Genomic DNA, 16,463 nt, shown 5'->3' on the forward strand with positions numbered 1-16,463 from the left:
TGGGAGGGGGCTTGCCCCCGAGAGCGGTAGATCAGTCACAGCTGTATTGACTGACACACTGCAATCGGGGGCAAGCCCCCTCCCACATTTTGTTTTAGGGTGTCTGTTACTCCAAGTTCCGGGCCGAGTTGCTCAGCGCCCTCGAACATTGTAAAAGCGCCGGCGCCAACTGCCGCTCCGCATCCGCCCTGCTCCACCGACTGGTGGGCGCCACCACATGCACCGCCGCCACCGGCCGGCCATTGGCGCCCAGCACCGGCGCACCAATGGTCATGTCGCCCAGGAACAGCTCCTGGCCATTCACCGCATAGCCCTGCTCGCGCACTTGCTGCAACGACTCCATGATTTTGTCGACTTCCGTCAGCGTCTGGCTGGTGTGCGCAATACGCTGGCTGTTCTCGATCAACACCAGCGCCTCGTCCTGCGGCAAGGCACTCAAATACGCTCGCCCCGACGCCGTGCAATACATCGGCACCCGCGAGCCGATCGGCATATGCACCGGCACAAAGCCCGAGCTGACGAACCGTGCGATATAGGTCATGTCGTAGCCCGCAGGTTCGGTGAGGCACGAGGTCTCACCGGTCAATCGCGTCAACTCCGAGAGAAACGGATTGGCCACCTCGATCAACGAATGCGCATCCAGGTAACTGAAGCCCAACTCCAGCACGTGCGGTGTGAGTTGGTAATGCCGTGTGCGGGAGTGTTTCCGAAGGTAACCCAGGCTCTCAAGGGTAAACACCATGCGCTGGGCCGAGCTTTTGGTCATGCCGGCGGCCTCGGCCACCTCTGCAAGGCTCATGCTGCGGCGTTGGGCACTGAAGGCCTTAAGCACCGACAGGCCCTTTTCCAGGGATTGGTTGTGCAGACTGTTGCGTTCTTCGGACATGGAGGACTCGCGGTCAGGTCGATCAGGCGTGGCGATATTTCTACTCTAAATCATTAAAATAGACCACTAAATATCGCATAGCGATACGAATAGTTCATTTTATCTAATTTCTATAGCGACATTCGATTTTTTTAAATCGAAATGGCACAGAGCTTGCGATTTCATCGGCAGCCGCTTGCGGTACTGACTTTCCGTTTTCCTTCTGGAGTAACCCGATGAACAGTCTTTCGCCCTTGTTTCGCCGCCTTGCCTTCGGTCTCTGCGCCACGTTCTGCGTCAGCGCTGCGCACGCAGAAAGTGCGTCCTCGTACAAAGTCGGTGCAACGGCCAGTGGTTCGCCGTTTACCTTCCTCGACATCAAGAGCAACAGCATCCAGGGCGTGATGGTCGACGTGGCTGAGGCCGTGGGCAAGGCCGGCGGTTTCACCAGCCAGATCGAGCAGACCAACTTCGCCGCACTGATCCCCTCCCTGACCTCCGGCAAGCTCGACTTCATTTCCGCGGGCATGCTCAAGACCGAAGAGCGCACCAAGGTCGTCGACTTCAGCGCCCCGGTGTATGCCTACGGTGAAGGCCTGATCATCAACACCGATGACAACACCGCCTACCCCGACCTGATGCCGCTGAAGGATCAGGTGGTCGGCGTACAGGCCGGCACCGTCTTCTATGACCAGTTGAACAAGCTCGGCATCTTCAAGGAAATCCGCACCTACGACTCCATCGGCGAGATGGTCCGTGACCTGTCCCTGGGCCGCATCAAGGCCGCCGTGGGTGATCAGCCGGTGGTCGCCTACCAGATCCGCCAGAAGCTGTTCAAAGGCGTGAAACTGGCGCCGGACTACAAGCCCACCAATGTCGGCGAAGTGTGCCTGGTGGTGCGCAAGGGCGACACAAAAACCCTCGAACGCCTGAACACCGCCATCGCCAGCATCAAGGCGGATGGCACCCTCGACAGCATCCTGAAGAAGTGGGGACTCGATACCCAGGTGCGCCCATGAACCCGGCTGAGTTCCTGCAAAACGCCCAGGACTTCTTGCCGATTTTGCTGCAAGGCGCCTGGGTGACGATCCAGATCACCGTGCTGTCGTTCCTGCTCAGCAGTGCCATCGGCCTGGTGCTGGCGTTGCTCAAGCTGTCGCCGATCCGTGCGCTGTCGTGGACGGCGAGCACAATCATCAACGTGATCCGTGGCCTGCCGATCATCGTGCAGCTGTTCTACATCTACTTCGTGCTGCCCGACATGGGTGTGCACCTCACTGCGTTTTATGCAGGCGTGATCGGCATGGGCATCGCCTACTCGGCGTACCAGGCCGAGAACTTCCGCACCGGCATCATTGCCGTTGAACAGGGCCAGCGTGAAGCCGCCGAAGCCTTGGGCATGCGCTCGACGCTGATGATGCGCCGGGTGATCCTGCCGCAAGCGTTTCGCATTGCGCTGCCGCCGTATGGCAACACGCTGGTGATGATGCTCAAGGACTCGTCGCTGGTGTCCACCATCACCGTCGCCGAGATGACCCGCCAAGGCCAACTGATCGCCTCGTCGACCTTCCAGAACATGACCGTCTACACCTTGGTCGCCCTGCTCTACCTGCTGATGAGCCTGCCGCTGGTGTATGGCCTGCGCCGCATGGAACAGCACCTGGGCCGGAGGAAAAAAGCATGATCGAGATTCGCCAACTGCAAAAACACTACGGCAGCCACCGCGTGCTGCACGGCGTCGACTTGGACGTGGCCAAGGGTGAAGTGGTGTGCCTCATCGGCCCCTCGGGCTCTGGCAAATCCACCCTGCTGCGCTGCATCAACGCGCTGGAGGCCTACGACGGTGGCGCGATTACCGTGTTCGGCGAAACCGTGCAGCGCGGCAGCAAGACCGTGCACGCCCTGCGCAGCCGCATGGGCATGGTATTCCAACGCTTCAACCTGTTCCCTCACCGCAGCGTGCTGGAGAACGTGATGGAAGGCCCGGTGTACGTCAAAGGCGAGTCGCCCAAGCAGGCCCGCGAAGAAGCCCTGGTACTGCTGGAAAAAGTCGGCCTGAGCGCCAAGGCCGACGCCTACCCGGAACAACTCTCCGGAGGCCAGCAACAACGCGTGGCCATCGCCCGCGCCCTGGCGATGAAACCCGAAGCCATGCTGTTCGATGAACCCACCTCGGCGCTCGACCCAGAACTGGTCGGCGATGTATTGGCGGTGATGCGCACCCTCGCCGATGAAGGCATGACCATGATCGTGGTCACTCACGAAATGGGTTTTGCGCGGGAGGTGGCAGACCGGGTGTGCTTCCTGCATGGCGGCTACATCGTAGAAAGTGGCGCGGCCGAGCAAGTGCTGGGCAATCCGCAGCATCCGCGCACCCAGGATTTCCTGCGGCGGGTGCTGCACCCCACTGGTGATACGCGGAGCCTGTCATGAAGTCATTGTGGTCAGCGACTGCGCCCTCGGTGGTGCCGACGCCTGCGTTGAGCGAATCGGTGAAGGTGGATGTGGCGATTGTCGGCGCGGGGTATACCGGCTTGTCGACGGCGCTGCATTTGGCCGAGCGTGGCGTCAGTGTATGTGTATTGGAGGCCAACGAGCCGGGCTGGGGCGCGTCGGGACGCAACGGTGGGCAGGTCAACCCGACGCTCAAATACGACCCCGAGCAACTGGTGCAAATGTACGGTCCGGAGCGCGCCGAACCGTTGATCTCAACCGTGTCGAATTCGGCCGACCTGGTGTTCAGGCTGATCGAAAAGCACGGCATTGATTGCGCGCCGGTGCGCAAGGGTTGGATGCAGGTGTCGTACACCGAAAAAGGCGTGGTAGGGTTACATGCACGCGCGGATCAATGGGCCCGACGCGGCGTGCCGGTGCAGCGTTTGAACGCAACGGCGGTGGCCTCGCGCATGGGCAGCGACGCTTTTGCCGGCGGCTGGCTGGACGGTCGCGCGGGTGCGATTCAACCGCTGGCGTATGCCCGGGGGTTGGTGGGCGCGGCGCTGGCGGCGGGTGTGCGGATTCATGGGCACAGCGCGGTGACGGGCTTGCATCGCCAGGGCTCCGGCTGGCAGTTACAGACCGCTAACGGTGCACAGGTCACGGCCGATCAAGTCGTGCTGGCCACCAACGGCTACAGCGGCAACCTGTGGCCGGGCATGGCTCAAAGCATATTGGCGGCGAACAGTTTTATCGTCGCGACCAAGCCTTTGAAAGGCCATGCAGTCGACAGCATTTTACCGGGCCAGGAAACCGTCTCCACCGCACAAAGGCTGTTGCTGTACTTTCGCAAAGACAGCCATGGCCGCTTGCTGATGGGCGGACGCGGGCTGTTCAACGACCCCACCTCGCCCACCGATTTCGCCCACCTGGAACGCTCGCTGGCGTTGCTGTTTCCGCAGTTGGGGCCATTGGAATTTGAGTATCGCTGGGCGGGCCGTATCGCAATCACCCGTGACTTCATGCCCCATGTTCACCAGCCAGCGCCGGGGCTCACATTAGCACTGGGCTGCAATGGCCGTGGGATCGCACTGTGTACCAGCCTGGGCCAGCAATTGGCGGGCAAGCTGTGTGACAGCCAGGCAGAGTTCGCCTACCCGGTGACACCGTTGCAGCGCTTGCCGATGCATGGGTTGCAGCGGTTTTACATTGGGGCAGGCGTTGCGTGGTATAGCGTGTTGGATCGGTTCAATATCAGCTGAAATACGTCCCCTGTAGTGAGCGAGCTTGCTCGCGCTGGGCTGCGCAGCAGCCCTTAAACCCGACAACCGAGCCGCATCAGGTATACCGCGCAAACCGTCCTGGGGTCGCTTCGCGGCCCAACGGGAGCAAGCTCCCTCGCCACAAGGGATCGCATTTAGCCATGAGTTCCAGGACTTTTCCCACAAGGGTTTCAGGTTGTCGCTCGGAACTTCGCTGACTAACCTCTGCGCCGTCGCTGCCAATTCAGCGGCCGGATTTGACCGTCCGAACCCAAAGTGCATCTGCATCAACATCGATCCAGGCGTTTCTTTTGCGTCTGCTGTATCGTGTCGCGGCAGCTGTACGCGGGATACCTTCGGGTATGCCGGGCTACTTTGGGACCGGTCGGTCAACCCGCGTATAGCTGCCACCCCCTTTCGCTTGACCGCGAATCGTGGCGGCTCAACTCCCAAAGAGATTTGACCATGATCAAAGACAGCCCCAATCCCCCAGAAACACTCTTCACCGTCCGTGCCGACTTAGACACGGAAACCTTGCTGGCCAACGCCTCCCAAGACCTCGCCGCCATCAACGACATCGCGACCCACCTGGCATTTGAAGTAAACGGCGCCCAACGCAACATTGCGCTGGGCATCTGCCGCATGCTGGAAGGGGTGCAACTATTGGTCGACAAGGCGCTGAATACGGCTTACCCCGCAGCCTGAATCGTCAAAGACGATCGTTCCCATGAACGGGAACGATCTCAAAACACCGACCACCCAATCCGCTCACTCAACAACTCCAACGCCTTCATCCCCGCCAGCGAATTTCCCGCCGCGTTCAACTCCGGCGACCACACGCACACCGTAAACTGCCCCGGCACCACGGCAACGATCCCGCCACCCACTCCGCTCTTGCCCGGCAAGCCGACGCGATAAGCAAAATTCCCTGCCTCGTCATACAGCCCGCTGGTGGCCATGATCGAGTTGACTTGTCGGGTCTGTCGGGCGGTCAGAATCTGTTCGCCGCTGTGGGCACTCGTGCCCTCGTTGGCCAGGAAGCTGAACGCCTTGGCCAGATCCACGCAGCTCATTTGCAGCGCGCAGTAGTTGAAGTAGCTGTGCAGCACGGCATCCACGTCGTTGTGGAAGTTGCCGAAGGATTTCATCAGGTAGGCCATGGCGGCGTTGCGCGCGCCATGCTGGGCTTCGGATTCGGCGACGACGCTGTTGACCAGGATGTGTGGGTTGCCCGACAGGCGCCGCACGAAGTCGCGCATCGACAGGATCGGCACGGCGAAGCGCGACTGGTTGATGTCGCAGATCACCAGCGCACCCGCATTGATGAACGGATTGCGCGGGCGCCCGCGTTCGAATTCCAACTGCACCATGGAGTTGAACGGCTGCCCTGACGGCTCGTGGCCCAAGCGCTCCCAGATGGTTTCGCCGCCGTGGTCGATGGCCTGCACCAGGCTGAACACCTTGGAGATGCTCTGCACCGAAAACAGCGTGTCCGCATCACCGGCGCGGTAGGCCGAGCCGTCGTTGCCGTACACGGCGATACCGAGTTGGTTGGCCGGTACATCGGCCAGCGCGGGGATGTAATCGGCGACTTTGCCGAGGCCGATCAGTGGGCGCACTTCGTCGAGAATCGACGAGAGCATCGCCTGCATGTCTTGTCCTGTCATCTGTGTTGGAATCGCTGGTAAACGGGTCGCGGAGGATACTTCAATGCGCGCGGAAGCCCCACATAATCTCAACCACCCGCTCGGCAATCACCAGGTACACCAGGATCAGCAACAGTTGCAGCGCCAGGTGATAACGCAGCTTGGCCAGCCGGCGAATGCCATCGCTGATATTCAACACCGTCAGCAATGCGGACAGGATGATCAACCCCCACCCCGCGACATCGGACGCAAACACGCCGATAAACAGTTCACGTTGCCCGACCAATGTGTGCGTCCCCGCCGCAAACAACAGTGCACACACCAGCAGGTTCTTCACGTTGTCGAAGATCTGCGTGCTCAGGTCGTTTTCCAGCAGCGCCATATAGCGCTTCCATAAGGTCTGCATCGCTCGGTACCGATCAGGGATGGCTCGTCACTCAAAGTAGTCCAATTGCCCGTACACTGCACCGCTGCGCTCACCCTTTGAGGACCTTTGCATGAAACTGATGATCGCCCTGGCCGCCCTGCTGTTGGTATCGGCATGTACGTCGACGCCGCCGCCCCAAGACGCCACCGCCTCTGTTTGCCTGGCCGGTGGCGGCAGCATGAAGCAAGTCGGCAAACTGCAGAGCTGGAAGTGCATCACGCCCTACAAGGACGCGGGCAAGGCGTGTACCGATTCGAGCCAGTGTGAAGGCGAATGCCGGACCAGCGTGACCACATCCTCCGAAAATCGCCCGGTAACCGGCGCGTGTCAGGCGGATAACGGCCGCTTTGGTTGCTCGGCCACTGTCGAGAAAGGCCAGCTGGGCCGGGCGATGTGCGTGGACTGATGAGCGCCACATTTTTGCGGACTGTAGGCCGCGTTAAAAATGCGCCACATCCGACACCCGATCATCCAGCACGTCCCGCGCCAGCGCCCAGGCGCGGTCTTTGGATTCCACCACCAGCAACGGGTAGCCCCACGCCTTGCCAAACATCACGGCAAACGGCTTGAGCGCCAGCCGCTGCGCAGCGCTGGGCTCGACCTGGATCATGCCCTTGACGTACGTGCGCAGGGCCGGCCTGTTTTTCTTCATCCAGATCGACGCCTGTTTGCGCTCTTCGTGGGAGTGTTCGTGACTGTTTTCATCTTCGGCCTTTTCATGCAGCAGCACAAAGGCTTGCTGGCGGGCCAGCAGGCCTTCGAAGACCACGAATGCATCGTCGGGCCCGCCTTCGTTTGGCGCATCAAAGACGATTTTCACCACTGGGAATGTTGAACTGTCGAGTCGCATGGCAGAGCTCCTTAATGAGAGTGGATCTCATCATAGGGATCAACCTGCTGGACGGCATTGCACAGAATAGCCAGAATGTTTCGCAATTCAGCCAAGCTGTGAAACCGCCATGACGCACCACCGCCTTGATCAATTCGACCCCTCCAGGGCCAAGGACGCCGACATGATCCCGCGCGCCGTGGTGGCCGTGGGCGCTACCAGCACGTCCCAGACCTGGGAGCATGCACCGCATGTCCATCGCAAGGGCCAGTTGATGTACACCCTGCGCGGGGTGATTCATTGCCAGATCGAGGCCGGTATCTGGATTGTGCCGCCCCAGTGTGCGCTGTGGATCCCCGGCGGCCTTTCACATGCGGCGCGGGGGGCCGGCGAAGCCGAGGTGTATTGCCTGCTGATCGACCCGCACGCCGCTGGCGCCCTGCCCCCGCAATGCTGCACGCTGGCGGTGTCCGGCCTGTTGCATGAGTTGATTACTAAGGCGGTAAGCTTTCCGCATTGGTACGAAGAGGACGGCGCTCAGGGCCGGTTGATCAGCACGCTGCTGGACGAGTTGGCCCAGGCGCCCATCGAAGACTTGCACCTGCCGATGCCCCAGGACCCACGGTTGCGGCGCCTGGCCGACAGCCTGCTGGCCAACCCCGGCGATAAGGCCACCCTCGGCCAGTGGGCCGTGCGCATCGGCATGAGCGAGCGCAGCATGACGCGCCTGCTGCTGGAAGAGTTCGGCCTGAGTTTCGGCCGCTGGCGCCGGCAGTTGCATGTGATCCTGTCATTGCAACGCCTGGCCAGGGGTGAAAGCGTGCAGCGGGTCGCCCTGGACCTGGGTTATGAGAACGCCAGCGGCTTTATCACCATGTTCCGCAAGGCAATGGGCCAACCGCCCGCGCGCTACCTGGCGGATCGCGCCGGGGCCTTCAGTGCGAACGCGGCCGCGACCATTGCGTTGCACGCGCTCCAGGCGCCGGCTCAACGCTGAACCGGGATCCGGATGTCACCGTCCCGGCACTGGGTCTTCACGCTCCTGGGGCAACCGGCAAAGCGCAATTCCTTGCTCAGGCATATCCGTACTTCAGACAACACCTTGCCTTTGCAGATCACCGCCACACTGTGGTCGCCCATGGCGGGGTTGCTCTCGCGGAACAGCTGTTCGATGTCCCGGGCTTGCAAATAATTGGGCACATTGAACGGCTGCAGTTGCGGTGGGATCTGCACGGCGCCCAACGCCGCATCAGTGGCCTCCAGGTAGCGCGAGGCCTCCAGGCCGCTGCAGGTCCCGTGCTTGGCCCATTCATGCTTGAGCAGTGAGCGCGTGGGAAACATCAGCGCGCCCTTGGCCATGTCTTCGGCCGAGAGTTGCGATTGAGGCTCGCACGACGCTGGCCACCCGCCCCGAGCGTATTGCGGCCACAGTCCGTGCAACACGAAGCCGTAGCCTTTGCCCGAACACTGCTCGTTGTCCGGGTGCGTCAGGCAGAACGTCGGCGACCATGACAGCGACAGCACATAGAAATCAAAATCCCCCGCCGGCCGCTGCTCCCGTGGCGCCGCCATTGCACTTGTGGCAATGGCCAGCCACAACACCATCCAGTATTTCATCCCCGTGTTCCTTAAGAAAAATGAATCACTACCCTATTGCAACTACCCAGGATGATGGGGGTTACGTTGTAGCACCTTGTCGAGGATCCGATCGGTCTTCAACGCCTCGATCGCCTGTGAAGGGTGTTCGGCTTCCCCGCGGATATGGGCGTTCATGGCCAACACATGGTGCCACTGGATATGCGCGTGGCAAGGCACGTCCAGCACCTCGTCGACCTCGCCTTCCAGGCGCAGCGGCTGGTCCTCGAATACTGCAAAGGTAATGCGCCCCTTGCTGCCAATCAGCTCGACCCGGTCTTCACGACGGTCGGCGACAAAGTTCCAGCAGCCCATGCCCAGCGCGCCGGACGCGAATGTCCAACAGGCCGTCACGGCATCCTCGGCGGCATACTGCCCGGCCTGTCGCGCGGTGAAGCCCGAGACCTCGACAATATCCCCGGCCAGGTACTGGAACAGGTCAAACCCATGGCTGGCCAGGTCGGCAAAGTAACCGCCGCCGGCAATCAGCGGGTCGGTGCGCCAATTGGCGGCGTCGGCGTCATCGGCGCCCGGTGGCTTGCACAGGGTCCAAGTCAGGTGGCGCAGTTGGCCGATGCGCCCCTCTTGCAGCCACTGGCGCACTTGTTGGAAACGCGGCAGCGAACGGCGGTAGTACGAAACAAACAGGTGCAGGCCGGCACGCTCGAAGGTGCGCTGCATCAATGCGCTTTGCTCGGCATTCAATGCCATCGGTTTTTCGACACAGCAATGCTTGCCCGCTGCGGCCACCATCAGGCTGTATTCAAGGTGGCTGTCGGGTGGCGTGGCGATGTACACCGCGTCCACCTCGGGATCGTCGATCAGGGCCTGGGCGTCGGTATAGAAGCGGGCAATGCCATGGCGCGCCGCATAATCGCGCACGGCTTCCTCGCGGCGCCCCATGACGGCCACCAGCGCCGAACCTGGCGCTTTGTAGAAGGCGGGTCCACTCTTCAATTCAGTGACACTGCCACAGCCGATCATGCCCCAGCATACGGTGTTCATCGGTTTCCCTCGTGCGTTTTCGTCAATCGGGCAGTATCCACATCCCCACACGTCAGCGCCATAACCACTTAGCATGACAATTGCATTACACTTTTATGACACTCATCTCACTGCGGGGGCACAGACGATGAAAATCAGGGCCACGGTCATTTGCGAACACGAGGGGCATATCCTCTTCGTGCGCAAGGCCAGATCGAAATGGGCGTTGCCGGGCGGCAAGGTTGAACGCAACGAGCGCCCGGTCGGCGCTGCCGAGCGCGAGCTGGAAGAAGAAACCGGATTGAACGTGGACGGCTTGCTGTACTTGCAGGAACTCAAGGCCCGCGACACCCTGCACCATGTGTTCGAGGCCTCGGTGGTGAACATCGAAGACGCGCGGCCTCGCAACGAAATCGTCGACTGCCAGTGGCATGCCTATGGCGCCATGGATGAACTGGACACCACCGACGCCACCCGGCATATCGTCAGATCCTTTCTACGTCGCCTGTAGTTCAGCGCTCTGTCCGGCGTATTACTCAACCCCAGGCTGCAGCAGCAACGCCACCAACGCACTCCACCCCGTCTGATGGGACGCCCCCAACCCGCGCCCGGTTTCCCCATGAAAATATTCATGGAACAACACCAGGTCACGGCTGGCCGGGTCCGCCTCCAGCTGCGCATACCCCGCCATCGACGGTCGCGAACCGTTTTCATCCCTGAGAAACAGCCGCGTCAGCCGCTGACTGAGGCTGTCGGCCACTTCCTCCAGAGAGGACAGATAACCGCTGCCGGTCGGGTACTCCACCGAAAAGTTATCCGCGTAGTAGCGGTGAAATTCCCGCAACGACTCGATCAGCATGTAGTTCACCGGCATCCACAGCGGCCCGCGCCAGTTGGAGTTGCCGCCATACAGCCGCGAGTCGGATTCGCCGGGTTGGTAGCGTGCACTGAGGGTGTTGCCGTTCATTTGCAGCGCCAGGGGTTGCTCGGCGAACGCCTTGGACAAGGAGCGCACGCCAAACGTCGACAAAAACTCGCTGTCATCAAGCATGCGCCGCAGCAGGTCCTTGGTGCGCTCACCGCGTAACAGCGCCAGTAACAGGCGGTTGCCCTGCCCTGGCTCATTCCAGCGCGAGACCAGCTTGGCCAGGTCGGGCCGGTGCTTCATGAACCCGAGCAGGCGTTCGCGCAAGCCTTCCAACCCCTCATGCTCGCGCTGCTCCAGCACCAGCACGGCAAACAGGGGCATCAGCCCGACGATAGAGCGCAGACGCACCGGCTCGTTCTGGCCGTCGGGCCGGTGCAGCACATCGTAGAAGAACAGGTCCTGCTCATCCCACAGGCCTTCGGCGCTCTCGTCGACGCGGTTGATGGCGCCCGCGATGTACAGGAAATGCTCAAAGAACTTAACGGCGATGTCGACGTACACCCCATTGCGCTTGGCCAGCTCCAGGCCGATACGCATCAAGTCCAGCGCATAGGCCGCGACCCACGCCGTGCCGTCGGCCTGATCCAGCTGGTACCCCGGCGGCAGCCCGGCCGAGCGGTCGAACAAGGCGATATTGTCCAACCCCAGGAAACCGCCCTGGAACAGGTTGCGCCCTTCGGCATCCTTGCGGTTGACCCACCAGGAAAAATTCAGCAGCAGCTTGTGGAAAATCCGTTCAAGGAAATCCATGTCGCCTACGCCGTTCAGCGCCTTGTCCTGCTGGTACACCCGCCAACTGGCCCAGGCGTGGACCGGCGGGTTAGCGTCGTCGAAGCGCCATTCATAGGCCGGCAATTGCCCGTTGGGGTGCATGAAGCGGTCTTTCACCAGCAGTAACAGTTGCTGCTTGGCGTACCCCGGATCAATCAGCGCCATGGCCACCGCCTGGAAGCCCTGGTCCCACGAGGCATACCACGGGTATTCCCAGGTGTCGGGCATGGAGAGGATGTCGAAGTTCGACAGGTGCCGCCAATGAGTATTGCGGATATGCAGGCGCTCAGGCGGCGGCGCAGGTTGCGCCGGGTCGCCGTCGAGCCATTGGTTCACATCGAAATAGTACAGCTGCTTGGACCACAGCAAGCCAGCCAATGCCTGGCGCTGCACATTGCGCGCATCGTCGTCGTGGATGCCGTGTTGCAAGGCGGCGTAGAAATCATCCGCCTCTTGGCGGCGTTGTTCGAACAGCTTGCGGGCGTTGACCGGCGGCGCGTTAACGGGGGCAAACCGCAGGTAGAGGGTTTTACTCTCAAGGCCTGCCAATTCGAGGATAAAGCGCGCCGCGACTTTGGTGCCGCTGTCACGCCGAATCGCCGATTGAACACCCTCGACCACGTAATCATTGATGCCGTCCTTGAACGGTCCCGTCGCCGGTTGGCCATCCAGGCGGGGAACGTTGGTTTCGTTCTCGCAGAACAACCACTCCACCCCCTCCTGGCCCCAGGCGCTGAGATGTCGATCCGGCCGTTCAGGGTGGCGCGCCAGCACCTGCTCCCCGTCCATCTTCAACTGCGGCTTGGGCGCATCAAAGGTCCAGCTCCAGTCATTGCGCGCCCACAACTGCGGCATCACCTGCAAGCGGGTCGGCTGCTCGGAACGGTTGTGCAGCGTGATACGCATGAAGAGGTCGTCGGGCTGATGTTTGGCGTACTCGACGCTGACATCGCAGTAGCGGTTGTCTTCGAACACGCCGGTGTCGAGGATCTCGTACTCGGCATCCTCCAAGCCACGGCGGGCGTTTTCGCTGATCAGGTCCTCGTAGGGAAAGGCTGCATGGGGGTATTTGTAGAGCATGCGCATGTAGGCATGGCTCGGCACGCCATCGACGAAAAAGTACAGTTCCTTGACGTCTTCACCGTGGTTGCCCTCGGCGTTATTGAGGCCGAACAGGCGCTCCTTGATGATCGCATCGCGCTCGTTCCACAGGGCCAGGCCCAGGCACCAACGTTGCGCCTTGTCACTGAAACCGGCCAGGCCATCCTCGCCCCATCGGTAGGCGCGGCTGCGTGCGTGTTCGTGGGGGAAGTAAGTCCAGGCATCGCCATCGGCGCTGTAGTCTTCGCGCACCGTGCCCCATTGGCGTTCACTCAAGTAAGGGCCCCACTCGCGCCAACGCTCGGCATCCTGCTGCGCCAGGCGCTGGCCTTCGAGGGTTGCAAGTATTCGGTTGTCGGGTGTGGCCGTCATCGGGTCCTCCATCGCCTACCAGGTGAGAGGCAGTGTAGAACCCAATGACGCCCGGATGCACATGAAGACTTAGAAGATGGCGTAGGTGTAGTTGAAGATCAGGCGAGTCTGATCCTGGTCGGGGGTGCCTGTGTTTTTGCCGTGATAGGTGCCGGTGCGCAAGGTGGTACCGAAGCCTTTCAGAGGACCGGCTTGCACCACGTAGTCCAGACGGAAGTCGGCTTCGTTTTCTTTCTGGTCAGGGCCGCCGGCAACCTTCGACTTGATGTCCGAACCGTCGAGGTACGCCACGGAAGCCTTCAGGCCAGGCACGTAGGCCTTGAAGTCATACGAGTACTGACCAAAGTTGACCTGCTCGCCCGCGCGGGAGAACTGGCCCACCACAGCGTCGGTAAACAGGTAGAAGTCGCTGCCGCCGGCGCCTTGTGCGTGCGGGTCGGCCAGGCTGCCCTGGTTGACCCACACAAAGCCGCCGTCGTCACCCACGCCAATGTGGCCGAGCATCAAGCTGCTGCCGCCCAGTTGGTAAGTGAAGGCCGCACTGTAGGTTTTGTTGTCGACTTCGTTGGCATGCTTGGCAAAGCCGCCGTTGTTGTTGAACTGGTAGCCGCTCTCGCCGTTCTTGCCGTCGCTGGTGCTGTCGAAGTAGCGCAGGTCGGTCTTGAACGACTGGTCATTGCCCAGCGGCAGCACGTGGACCAGGCCGACGTAGTTCTGTTTGTAGAAGTCTTGCAGTTGGGCGTAGTAGTACTGCAACGTCAGGTTTTTCGCGATGGCATTGTCGGAAGAACCAAACGGTTTGTAGTCCACCCCGCCGAATTTGAAACTGTCGCTGTCGCGGGTACCGCCTGCCACGCTCAAGCCTGTGGAGTTACTGGAGGCACGGCCTTCGGCGCGGTTCAACTCACCGCCGGTGAAGGTGACATTGGGAATGTCATTCGAGGTAAGGATGCCACCGTCAAAGGTCTGCGGTGCCACGCGGCTGTCGTTGGAAACCAGGATCGGCAGGACCGGCGCCAAGCCACCACCGACGTGCAACTCGGTCTGGGAAACACGGAACTTCACGTTGCCCGCCGCGCGGCCGAAGGAATCTGCAGGCTCGGTGCCGTTGTTCTTGGTCGGAAAAAAGCTGTTGCCGTTGCCCGCCAGGCCTGCGCCCGCCGTGTGACCATCGCCGCCGTCCAGGCGCAGCGCGCCGAAGGCCATGACGTCGAAGCCCAGGCCAATGGTGCCCTGGGTAAAGCCGGATTTGTAGTCAAAACGCAGCGCAGTTGCCGCTTCGCGCAGGTCGTTGTTGGTCCCCGAGCGGTTATCCGCGCTGTAGTACATGCTCCGTGAGCTGACAGACGCATGGCTGTCTTCAAGGAAACCGCTGTGACCATTGCCGGTGCCCAGGGCACCGAGCCCGAAATCATCAGCGAATGCGTGTTGTGCAAGAACGGCGGCGGTGATCGACAGCGCCAGTGTAGAAATTTTCATTAACGACGGCCCCTAAACATTTTTTTATGTGTGCGGTGTGCATAACGGCGTTTTCATCCTTGCAAACGTGACGATTCTTTCATGCCGGCCGGGGCGGACTCCGTGAAGAATTAGTTAGGAAAACCGCGCGGAAATGAAATTTTCCGCGGGCTGTTTTTTGTCATATTCACGTCATCTCATTCATTTGCAGAATGAAGTCCTGAGGAATCTTCGTTTGCAAGCACGCCCTGCGCTCAACAAAATCCAGGCAAAGGCCACCTTCACCGTCATCGCCATCAGGAATTTTTCTATGCCCACCACCGCACATGTCTGCCCCGATGAGATCCGCAAGGGCTTTTCCAAGGCCATGTCCGACATGTACCGAGATGAAGTTCCACTGTATGGCGCGCTGATGGAGTTGGTGGCCGAGACCAATACCCGCGTGCTCGACACCGAACCGGGCCTGGCGCAGCACCTGCAACGCACCGGCGAAATCCAGCGCCTGGACAGGGAACGCCACGGCGCGATCCGCCTGGGCACCGCCGCCGAGCTGGCGACCATCAGCCGCCTGTTCGCAGTGATGGGCATGCAGCCGGTGGGCTATTACGACCTGACCCCGGCCGGCGTGCCGGTGCACTCCACCGCCTTTCGCGCCGTGCACGAACAGGCGCTGCAAACCAGCCCGTTTCGGGTGTTCACGTCCTTGCTGCGCCTGGAACTGATCGAAAAACCCGACCTGCGTGCGTTCGCCGAAACGGCCCTGGCCAAGCGCTCGATCTTTACCCCAAGAGCCTTGGCGCTGATCGAACAAGCAGAAAAGGACGGCGGCCTCAATGCCGTGGACGCGGATGAATTCATCCGCCAGGCCCTGGAAACCTTCCGCTGGCACCACACCGCCACCGTCACGGGCGCGCAGTACCAGCAACTGAGCGACCAGCACCGCCTGATCGCCGACGTAGTCGCGTTCAAAGGCCCGCACATCAACCACCTGACCCCCCGCACCCTGGACATCGACCAGGTCCAGGCCGCCATGCCAGGCAAAGGCATCACACCCAAGGCCGTGATCGAAGGCCCACCCCGCCGCCGCTGCCCGATCCTGCTGCGCCAGACCAGCTTCAAGGCCCTCGACGAACCCATCGCCTTCACCGACGCCCAAGGCAGCCACAGCGCACGCTTTGGCGAGATCGAACAGCGCGGTGTGGCCCTTACGCCCAAAGGCCGCGCGCTGTACGACCAACTGCTGAACGCCGCGCGCGACGAGCTGGGCGCTTTCCCCAATGAAGGCAACGCCGCACGTTATGTCGAATTGATGGAACAGCACTTCCAGGCCTTCCCGGACAACCACGCCCAGATGCGTGATCAGGGCCTGGCCTACTTCCGCTACCTCACCACCGAGCAAGGTGTGGCGGCGCGCGGCAGCGCCGAGCAACCGCGTACCCTGGAAGCACTGATCGCAGCGGGCCACATTGATGTGGAGCCGTTGGTGTACGAGGATTTTCTGCCGGTGAGTGCAGCGGGGATCTTTCAGTCGAACCTGGGGGATGCGGCGCAGAGTCACTACGCGGCCAATTCGAACCAAGCCGAGTTTGAACAGGCGCTCGGCCGCCGGACGATTGATGAATTGAAGCTGTATGAGGAAACGCAGCAGCGCTCTATCGATGAATGCACCCAGGCACTGCTGGCCTGAATTGAAGTGCCCACCCGGCTCAACAGCGCAGTCCTTGCGCCGCAACAGTCCCCAGAGCCGGG

Annotated in this window: 17 protein-coding genes; 9 read left to right on the forward strand and 8 right to left on the reverse strand. The window is 61.3% G+C overall.

What is annotated here, in order from left to right; genetic code table 11:
• Positions 1-106: 106 nt before the first annotated feature.
• The gene (locus tag QCBJ_RS10170; protein WP_012724729.1) at positions 107-886 is read right to left on the reverse strand and encodes an IclR family transcriptional regulator; all 780 of its coding nucleotides are present in this window, start codon (positions 884-886) and stop codon (positions 107-109) included.
• A gap of 215 nt (positions 887-1,101) precedes the next feature.
• Here QCBJ_RS10170 and QCBJ_RS10175 point away from each other — a divergent pair, with 215 nt between their 5' ends.
• From QCBJ_RS10175 to QCBJ_RS10195, 5 genes are all read left to right on the forward strand, one after another.
• Positions 1,102-1,884, forward strand: coding sequence for an ABC transporter substrate-binding protein (locus tag QCBJ_RS10175; protein ID WP_012724730.1), 783 nt, complete (start codon positions 1,102-1,104; stop codon positions 1,882-1,884).
• A complete protein-coding gene (locus QCBJ_RS10180; protein WP_012724731.1) occupies positions 1,881-2,549 on the forward strand; it encodes an amino acid ABC transporter permease in 669 nt (222 codons plus the stop codon). The genes QCBJ_RS10175 and QCBJ_RS10180 overlap by 4 nt, the downstream gene beginning before the upstream one ends.
• Complete coding sequence (locus QCBJ_RS10185; protein WP_012724732.1) at positions 2,546-3,298, forward strand: amino acid ABC transporter ATP-binding protein; 753 nt, start codon at positions 2,546-2,548, stop codon at positions 3,296-3,298. The genes QCBJ_RS10180 and QCBJ_RS10185 overlap by 4 nt, the downstream gene beginning before the upstream one ends.
• Positions 3,295-4,563, forward strand: coding sequence for an FAD-binding oxidoreductase (locus QCBJ_RS10190; protein ID WP_102060723.1), 1,269 nt, complete (start codon positions 3,295-3,297; stop codon positions 4,561-4,563). The genes QCBJ_RS10185 and QCBJ_RS10190 overlap by 4 nt, the downstream gene beginning before the upstream one ends.
• Before the next feature lie 465 nt (positions 4,564-5,028).
• Entirely contained in the window at positions 5,029-5,268 is a 240-nt protein-coding gene (locus QCBJ_RS10195) for a DUF6124 family protein (protein WP_102060724.1), read from the forward strand.
• A gap of 38 nt (positions 5,269-5,306) precedes the next feature.
• On the opposite strand, the gene glsB is transcribed toward QCBJ_RS10195, so the two are convergent.
• Positions 5,307-6,215, reverse strand: a complete 909-nt coding sequence (gene glsB / locus QCBJ_RS10200; RefSeq protein ID WP_012724735.1) for a glutaminase B — start codon at positions 6,213-6,215, stop codon at positions 5,307-5,309.
• 55 nt (positions 6,216-6,270) lie between these two features.
• On the reverse strand, positions 6,271-6,615 hold the full coding sequence (locus tag QCBJ_RS10205; protein WP_012724736.1) for a hypothetical protein: 345 nt from the start codon (positions 6,613-6,615) through the stop codon (positions 6,271-6,273).
• A 91-nt stretch (positions 6,616-6,706) separates the two neighbouring features.
• Here QCBJ_RS10205 and QCBJ_RS10210 point away from each other — a divergent pair, with 91 nt between their 5' ends.
• On the forward strand, positions 6,707-7,042 hold the full coding sequence (locus QCBJ_RS10210; RefSeq protein ID WP_093541716.1) for a hypothetical protein: 336 nt from the start codon (positions 6,707-6,709) through the stop codon (positions 7,040-7,042).
• 33 nt (positions 7,043-7,075) lie between these two features.
• Here the strand turns inward: QCBJ_RS10210 and QCBJ_RS10215 are convergent, their stop codons facing one another.
• On the reverse strand, positions 7,076-7,486 hold the full coding sequence (locus tag QCBJ_RS10215) for a hypothetical protein (RefSeq protein WP_093541714.1): 411 nt from the start codon (positions 7,484-7,486) through the stop codon (positions 7,076-7,078).
• Between the two features lie 109 nt (positions 7,487-7,595).
• On the opposite strand from QCBJ_RS10215, the gene QCBJ_RS10220 reads away from it, so the two are divergent.
• Positions 7,596-8,462 carry a helix-turn-helix domain-containing protein gene (locus QCBJ_RS10220; protein WP_102060725.1) on the forward strand — a complete coding sequence of 289 codons (867 nt, stop codon included), beginning with the start codon at positions 7,596-7,598 and terminating at the stop codon, positions 8,460-8,462.
• On the opposite strand, the gene QCBJ_RS10225 is transcribed toward QCBJ_RS10220, so the two are convergent.
• The gene (locus QCBJ_RS10225) at positions 8,453-9,082 is read right to left on the reverse strand and encodes a ribonuclease T2 (RefSeq protein ID WP_012724740.1); all 630 of its coding nucleotides are present in this window, start codon (positions 9,080-9,082) and stop codon (positions 8,453-8,455) included. The two genes, QCBJ_RS10220 and QCBJ_RS10225, sit on opposite strands and share 10 nt — an antisense overlap.
• A 42-nt stretch (positions 9,083-9,124) precedes the next feature.
• The gene (locus QCBJ_RS10230) at positions 9,125-10,105 is read right to left on the reverse strand and encodes a Gfo/Idh/MocA family protein (protein ID WP_102060726.1); all 981 of its coding nucleotides are present in this window, start codon (positions 10,103-10,105) and stop codon (positions 9,125-9,127) included.
• 127 nt (positions 10,106-10,232) lie between these two features.
• On the opposite strand from QCBJ_RS10230, the gene QCBJ_RS10235 reads away from it, so the two are divergent.
• Positions 10,233-10,595: an NUDIX hydrolase gene (locus QCBJ_RS10235; RefSeq protein ID WP_064054544.1), complete on the forward strand. Its 363-nt coding sequence runs from the start codon at positions 10,233-10,235 to the stop codon at positions 10,593-10,595.
• Between the two features lie 21 nt (positions 10,596-10,616).
• Here the strand turns inward: QCBJ_RS10235 and QCBJ_RS10240 are convergent, their stop codons facing one another.
• On the reverse strand, positions 10,617-13,256 hold the full coding sequence (locus QCBJ_RS10240; RefSeq protein ID WP_102060727.1) for a glucosidase: 2,640 nt from the start codon (positions 13,254-13,256) through the stop codon (positions 10,617-10,619).
• A gap of 69 nt (positions 13,257-13,325) precedes the next feature.
• Entirely contained in the window at positions 13,326-14,735 is a 1,410-nt protein-coding gene (locus QCBJ_RS10245; RefSeq protein WP_012724744.1) for an OprD family outer membrane porin, read from the reverse strand.
• A gap of 289 nt (positions 14,736-15,024) precedes the next feature.
• On the opposite strand from QCBJ_RS10245, the gene QCBJ_RS10250 reads away from it, so the two are divergent.
• A complete protein-coding gene (locus QCBJ_RS10250; protein WP_102060830.1) occupies positions 15,025-16,401 on the forward strand; it encodes a VOC family protein in 1,377 nt (458 codons plus the stop codon).
• Positions 16,402-16,463 lie beyond the last annotated feature (62 nt).

It is taken from the genome of Pseudomonas sp. QC2 (assembly GCF_002859085.1).
Taxonomy (GTDB): domain Bacteria; phylum Pseudomonadota; class Gammaproteobacteria; order Pseudomonadales; family Pseudomonadaceae; genus Aquipseudomonas; species Aquipseudomonas petroselini.